Annotated in this window: 6 protein-coding genes and 1 tRNA gene; 3 read left to right on the top strand and 4 right to left on the bottom strand. The window is 38.2% G+C overall.

Annotation, left to right across the window (positions count from 1 at the left end; all coding sequences use genetic code 11):
• Positions 1-211: 211 nt before the first annotated feature.
• Positions 212-652, bottom strand: coding sequence for a hypothetical protein (locus tag GYX26_RS11040; RefSeq protein ID WP_174829291.1), 441 nt, complete (start codon positions 650-652; stop codon positions 212-214).
• A 974-nt stretch (positions 653-1,626) separates the two neighbouring features.
• Here GYX26_RS11040 and GYX26_RS11035 point away from each other — a divergent pair.
• Both GYX26_RS11035 and GYX26_RS11030 read left to right on the top strand, forming a co-directional pair.
• On the top strand, positions 1,627-2,106 hold the full coding sequence (locus GYX26_RS11035; protein WP_174829290.1) for a DUF4878 domain-containing protein: 480 nt from the start codon (positions 1,627-1,629) through the stop codon (positions 2,104-2,106).
• A gap of 36 nt (positions 2,107-2,142) precedes the next feature.
• The gene (locus GYX26_RS11030) at positions 2,143-2,778 is read left to right on the top strand and encodes a hypothetical protein (RefSeq protein ID WP_174829289.1); all 636 of its coding nucleotides are present in this window, start codon (positions 2,143-2,145) and stop codon (positions 2,776-2,778) included.
• Positions 2,779-3,484: 706 nt separating this feature from the next.
• Here GYX26_RS11030 and GYX26_RS11025 read toward each other — a convergent pair.
• The 3 genes from GYX26_RS11025 to phoB form a co-directional block, all read right to left on the bottom strand.
• Positions 3,485-3,560: transfer RNA gene (locus GYX26_RS11025), tRNA-Lys, on the bottom strand.
• Positions 3,561-3,573: 13 nt separating this feature from the next.
• Complete coding sequence (gene phoR / locus GYX26_RS11020) at positions 3,574-4,926, bottom strand: phosphate regulon sensor histidine kinase PhoR (RefSeq protein WP_174829288.1); 1,353 nt, start codon at positions 4,924-4,926, stop codon at positions 3,574-3,576.
• 45 nt (positions 4,927-4,971) lie between these two features.
• Entirely contained in the window at positions 4,972-5,658 is a 687-nt protein-coding gene (gene phoB / locus GYX26_RS11015; protein WP_174829287.1) for a phosphate regulon transcriptional regulator PhoB, read from the bottom strand.
• A gap of 581 nt (positions 5,659-6,239) precedes the next feature.
• Between phoB and GYX26_RS11010 the strand changes: the two genes are divergently transcribed.
• Positions 6,240-6,610 (top strand): ESPR domain-containing protein (locus GYX26_RS11010; RefSeq protein WP_174829286.1); only part of this gene is annotated, 371 nt, incomplete at its 3' end.

Here is a 6,610-nt window from a genome sequence, read left to right as displayed (position 1 = left end):
TAACAGTTTATAACACCGAAAGACCTCATGAAGCACTAAATAATATGACGCCGATTGAGTATAAAACACTAAAACAAGCAGCATGATTTTCTACGTCAGTTTTGTACTAACTATGGGGTATTTACAATAATAAATTCAGCCTGTGAATTAACATGCCCCTCATCTAATTGGATACCAGTAATATTATTCTCAGATTCTTTCAGGCCTCCTTTTAGCGTAAACTGCACTCCTTTGGGAATAATAACCTCAATAGGATATTCTCCTCCAGCAAATGATCTGATATCAATATCTGTAAAACCAAAATCTTCCCTATCTGTTTCATAACCTGGCTTCTCCAAAAAGACAGATCCAATATAATATTTGTTCCCGGAGTAAATTCGGCTTTAATAGAAGAGAGATTTTGTGCATCAAAATCATTACCAATATTAAACAAAGAACTATTCCACCCATCTTGAAATTCTGCAGGAGTAGGCACTGCATTCTGATATTGCCCAGCAGCAATCTTCACATCACTGCCCAAAGCTTTACCCGCCCCGATACCACACCCATTCCGGTCAGTGCAAGTAGTAGCAGCTAAACCGTACGCAGACAGTGACCCCAAAACCACCAGTAATATCGTTTTAATTTTCGCAGGAGGAGAAATAAATTTCATAATTAATCAACCAAATATATCGAATTTTTAAAGAAGTATACTACACACAAATTTTGTTAATATTGGTAATATTTGTAAATTCACCATATTTAGCATATGATTCATATAGAAAATTATGCTGTTTGCTTTGTAACTCACTTCTAAAATAGTACAGCCCTAAAGTAGAAAATTCTTTCTATAAATCCACAAGAGGATTTAAACATCAAAAAAATGGCTGAACATCAAACCGTATCTATTCAAAAGAAGCTGAAGCCGGCCCTGTCAAAGAACTTTGCCATAAATATGGCATGAGTAATTCAACTTTTTATAAATAGCTGGGAAAATACAGTGATATAGAAACATCAGATATCAAACGCTTAAAAGAACTGGAAGCTGAAAACCGCAAACTTAAGCAGATGTTTGCTGAGCTGAGATTTAAAATCTCAGCTTCAGGAAGAAATCATCAAAAAGCGCTAGTGCCCACTAAGACACATAAAGCTAGGGTTATGCAACTACAGGCAAACATCCTGTCACTATTGTAATGAGCGGCTCTGTTGCTGGTTTAAGTTGAAATACTTACTATTACCAACCTAAGTTACAGAATGATTCCATAGTTATTTCGATGCCAAGTGTTATCACTGACAAGCATTTACGCTGGGGCTTTCCCAAGTGTTTTAAGCACATCAACAAGCTCGACTATAAATCGAATCATAAACGCGTTTATCGGATGAATTGTCAATTAAAGCTTAATCTCAGGATAATGCATAAAAAACGTCCACCACAATGCACAGAAAACTATCAGTACCCAATAAACAAGGTGAATGCTGGTCAATAGACTTTATGAATGACAGTAGCCGCAATCAACGGCGTTTTAGAACTTTCAATGTAATAATAATGGTATAACCATAGATTATATTCAACCAGACAGCCCATACCAGAATGGATATTATTGAAAGATTTAACCGTTGTTACCGTACGGAGGTACTGGATTTATATTGATTAATGATCAATATAAAGTTAACATTAGTCCAAATTATCATTTATTAACATACATAGGTATTCATAGTATGAGAAAAATATTTAATTTACTGACAGGCTTATGTATTACCCTAGCACTTGCTGCTTGCGGTGGTGCTTCTACACCGGAAGCAGCCGCCAAAAAATATACTGAAGCGGTATATGCTGGCGACAGTGAAACAGCTATTTCTATGATTTATCTTAGTGAGAACGATAAAAAAGAAGCTGGATTGCCGGAGATGCTATCCGGTAAAATTAAAGCTGAAATTACCCATAGAAAAGAATTTGCCAATAAGAATGGCGGTGTAAAAGAAATATCTGTGGGAGAACCGCAATACGATAATGATAAAAAATTTGCTGATGTTTCGGTAACTGTCACTTTCAAAAAGTCAGAAAAGCCCAAAGAAGAACATATACGTTTAATTAAAACAGATGATGGCTGGAAACTGAAAATTTAAATAATAAACACCTGCTCTAAGCAGGTTTTTTAATATATGTGTAAACATCATAAATATTTTATTTGCTTTTTACTGATTATTCTCATTCTGGCGGGTGGTGCTGTTACATTTTTTTATGAACGGCATCGACCTCCTCAATATGGCAAGCTTCAGAATTTGCCTTCACTGAAGATTGGTGATTGGGTGGTACGATTGGGTACTGTCAATGACAGTCGTTGGATCAGTTACTTGGGTAAAAGCGAGTATTCACATATAGGAATGATTGTCCAATTACACCCTAAAATTTTGGTTGTACATGCAACAACAGATGATGGCGAATCCGCCTCAAATCAGGTCATTGTTTCCGAACTGGAATATTTTTTGAGTCCAAAATTGGCACAGAAAGGTGCTATAATTCGACCTATGTTTCTGAATCAGCAAGAAAAGCATAAGATTGCTGCTTTTATTCTAAATCAGCGTGGAAAATCTTTTATTTTAAGCAGTAAAGATGAACCGCATCTGTATTGCACAACATTATTATCTGATTCAATTGCTCAATTTCATCCATCATTTAAGCCTAAATGGAACTATATATCCGTACCGTTTTTTAAAGGTGAATATCTATTTCCTCAGGCTTTTGTGGACTATCCAGATATCAAAGTGATTTATCAGGTTGATAATTTAATTATTTAGCTTGAGAAAAAATGTTTAAAAACTCTATTGGCTTAATATAAAAATATGCGCCCTGCTGAATTACTTCTATTTTTGGAATAAGTGTATTTGGTTACTTTGATAATAAAAGTTACCACACTGAGAATGTCCACATCTTTGTCTGGTTGAAAACACAATTCTCGAAATTGGCGGTTAAGTGGGGCTGTACTATTTTAGGAGGTAGTTATATATTGATTTTTGCTCTGTTTAGCAGATAACGATTGCTGAATTGATTGCAATCTATCTGTAGTTCAAGCAACCAAAATAAGCTGGCATTCAATATCAGCGAAAAGATGACACAACGCCTCACCAATCCCATTACTAGTCATAATAATGAAGATTTTATGCAGTAAAAACTGCATCTATCAATATCAAATAATTTTATGACAAAAATATTAAATTGGCATTAAAGAATGTTTATATAATAGATAGTATCAATTCTTAATAAAACCATTTATTTTTATAATAGCCTTAAGGCTAGGCAGAATTCAGATTATTGAATCAACATGCCCGAAAATAGTACAGACTCTCCATGGGTATTGTGTATTAGGTTAATGTAATGTACACAATGTGGGTTGCCAATATTATGACGGATAATTGTCACAATTTAGGCACAGTAAACAAACCTGAGGAGGAAGTAATAACAGTAGATACGATGCGTAAAACACTGAAATATACGAAAGAAAAATGGTGGGTCGTGAGCGATTCGAACGCTCGACCAACGGATTAAAAGTCCGCTGCTCTACCGACTGAGCTAACGACCCAAGAGCGCGCATTTTAGACATGAGTGGCGCGGCTGTCAAGCCCTTTGTCGTTTTTTATCTGAGGCAATATGGCGCTAAAAGTACTTCCACTGCCAACTACACTGTCAATCTGTAATTTACCGCTATGTTCAGCCAGTGCATGTTTGACAATCGCTAGACCAAGACCAGTACCACCGCTTTGGCGTGAGCGGCCGGAATCCACTCGATAAAAACGCTCCGTCAGGTGCGGAATGTGTTCAGCAGCAATACCCGTACCGGTATCGCTAACCTGAAAAATTGCTTGCCAGGAATCATGCTGACACTGTTCACTTCTTAATCGGATGGCAATAGTTCCCCGTGGCGGTGTATAGCGTACAGCATTAAACAACAGATTGCTGAAAGCATTATACAAATCCTGCTGAATACCATTTACCCAGATGTCTGTAGCCAGCTCACAGACAAAGGAATGTTTACCTGCGGACAGAATTCTGGCTTCATGCACTACCTGTTCTGCCAGAGCAGTCAGATATACTGGCTGTCTGTGTATAGAGATATCGGTTTGGTTTTCCAGACGGGATAAGGTCAGCAGATCGGCCAGCAGATTACGCATGCGTGCGCCTTCTTTACTCATCAGGGCAATAAATGACTGGCGCTGCTCCTGAGGTAGTTCCGGCATATCGGTCAATGTTTCCAAAAAACCATTGATAACAGTCAATGGTGTCCGCAGCTCATGTGAAACATTGGCCACAAAAGCAGTGCGGGTAGCATTTAGCTGTTCAGCAGCAGTAATATCCTGAGTAATAATCAGAGTTGCCTGTTCGTCAAACGGCGTGCGAATAATATTTAATATTCGGGGTAATCCACTACCGCTATTATCAATAGTAAGCTTCATATCCCCTGACTCCGGTGCCTGTTCACTCAGGAATTGCTGAAAATGGACATTTCCAATCAATTCAACCAGTATTCCATTACTGTCACGCTCTGGATTCAGATTAAAATGCGTGGCAGCCACATGGTTCAGCCACTGAATGCGTCCATCCAGCCCCAGAATCAGTACGCCTTCCGGTATAGTCTCGGCAATGCGGTTAAAACGCAGTAAGGCCACCCCCAATTTCTGTTTGCGCTTTTTGCGACTTTTAGCCTGTAACATCAGCGTATTGAAAATATTCTTCCAGATACCAATGCCATGTGGCACATTGCGTAGCTTTGGCCGCTCCAGCCAGCGCACCAGTTTGATTAAATGATACCAGTAGCCTACCAGCCACAAAAAAAGCAAACAACACAGACCTACCAGCATTAACTGCACGCCACCTATCAGCAGTGACAGCACTACTACTGCTATCAGGGTAGCCAGTATTAAATACAAATGATGACGCAGTTCAGACATAAGGATGTATATTCCAGCCGAATATGAATTTAGTTATTATGCTGATTACAGGGAAAAACGGTAACCACTACCACGTACAGTCTGTATCAGGTGCTCATAACCAACTGTTTCAAGCCCTCGTCTTAAACGGCGAATATGAACATCTACCGTGCGTTCCTCAATAAACACATGATCACCCCACACCAGGTCCAGAAGTTGGCTACGGGTATATATCCGATCGGGATGAGTCATAAAAAAATGCAATAATTTGAATTCGCTTGGCCCAAAAGCGATAATTTTCCCGTTTACCTGCACCCGCTGCTGCTGTGGGTTTAGCTCTATATCATGAATATGCAGTGGTGTACTGGTTTTTTGCGGAGCACGCCGGCGCAGGAGTGCATTAATACGCGCAATCAACTCTCGTGGCGAAAAAGGTTTAGTAATATAGTCATCAGCACCCAGATTCAGCCCCTGCTCCTTGTCTGTTTCTTCGCCTCGTGCCGTCAACAGAATAATCGGTAAATCACGAGTCCTGTCTGTATCACGCAAATACTTTACAAACTGTAAACCAGAAACTCCTGGCAACATCCAGTCTAACAAAACCACATCCGGTAACTGCGACTGCAATAGCGGCAATGCATCTTCTACACTGGATATACTTTGCACTGTAAAACCGGCTTGCTCTAAAGTAAATTGAATCAGAGTGGAAATTGCATCCTCATCTTCCACCACCAATATATTGACCATCGTCATGATCATTATCCTAAACCAGATCAACAACCGTGACAGATTAATATAAAGATTTAAAAGAGTAAAACCAATCATCCATATATTAGCAAAGGCATAATTATAAAATTTAATCCGTATGACTAGCTGTACTTTCGTTCACACTAGCCTGATTGTTTTATAAATTGCTACCGCTTACTTTTTCAGCATAAATAAATTAACCCTGAATACATTAATATATAATCAATTAAAATTATGCCAAAAGACCAAAATAATTAACCTATTTTGTATCATAAGTGCAACCTTAATTAGTGTATTTTTTTGACTTACATCAAATAAAAATCAATTTGAATAAAAATTTTAATATAAAATTTTGTTTTTCAAAGAAAAATAACTCAAAACTCAACAGTAAATCAAATACAACTATTTGTTTAAAAAATAAAATAGCATCTGCATTTTAAGCTTATACATGAATTTATCAACGATTACATACCAAATTGACAAAATTACATACGAAAATATAGTATTTAATTGGGTTAATTTTATTAACTTAAAATTAATTTAATTTAACAACTAACTTAAAATCTATTTATCACAAAGACGCCCTTATGAACAAAATATATAAGCTGATTTGGAATAGAAAAGAACAGGCTTATACCGTCACATCAGAACTAGTACGAAAACGAGGTAAAGTTACTGGGACAAAATTGGCGGTGGCAATCGGTGCAGCCATGCTATCGTCCAATATGGCATATGCTGAATGTTCGTCGTGTATCGAGTCATCTGCAATATTTGAAAGCCAAGTCATACCTGCTGCCATAATTACTCTTGCTGATGAAACCGGCAACGGCTCTGATGAAACCGGCAACGGCTCTGATGAAACCGGCAACGGCTCTGATGAAACCGGCAACGGCTCTGATGAAACCGGCAACGGCTCTGATGAAACCGGCAACGGCTCTGATGAAACCGGCAACGGCTC

Source organism: Snodgrassella sp. ESL0253, from assembly GCF_013344965.1.
Lineage (GTDB): Bacteria > Pseudomonadota > Gammaproteobacteria > Burkholderiales > Neisseriaceae > Snodgrassella > Snodgrassella alvi_B.
Note: the sequence above shows the minus strand (reverse complement) of the source record. Positions and strands in the feature narration are given on the sequence as shown.

Bases quoted from the DNA above. Each gene is read 5' to 3' on its own strand.
- GYX26_RS11040 (WP_174829291.1), bottom strand. From the start codon at position 652: ATGAAATTTATTTCTCCTCCTGCGAAAATTAAAACGATATTACTGGTG.
- GYX26_RS11030 (WP_174829289.1), top strand. From the start codon at position 2,143: ATGTGTAAACATCATAAATATTTTATTTGCTTTTTACTGATTATTCTC.
- phoR (WP_174829288.1), bottom strand. From the start codon at position 4,926: ATGTCTGAACTGCGTCATCATTTGTATTTAATACTGGCTACCCTGATA.
- phoB (WP_174829287.1), bottom strand. From the start codon at position 5,658: ATGACGATGGTCAATATATTGGTGGTGGAAGATGAGGATGCAATTTCC.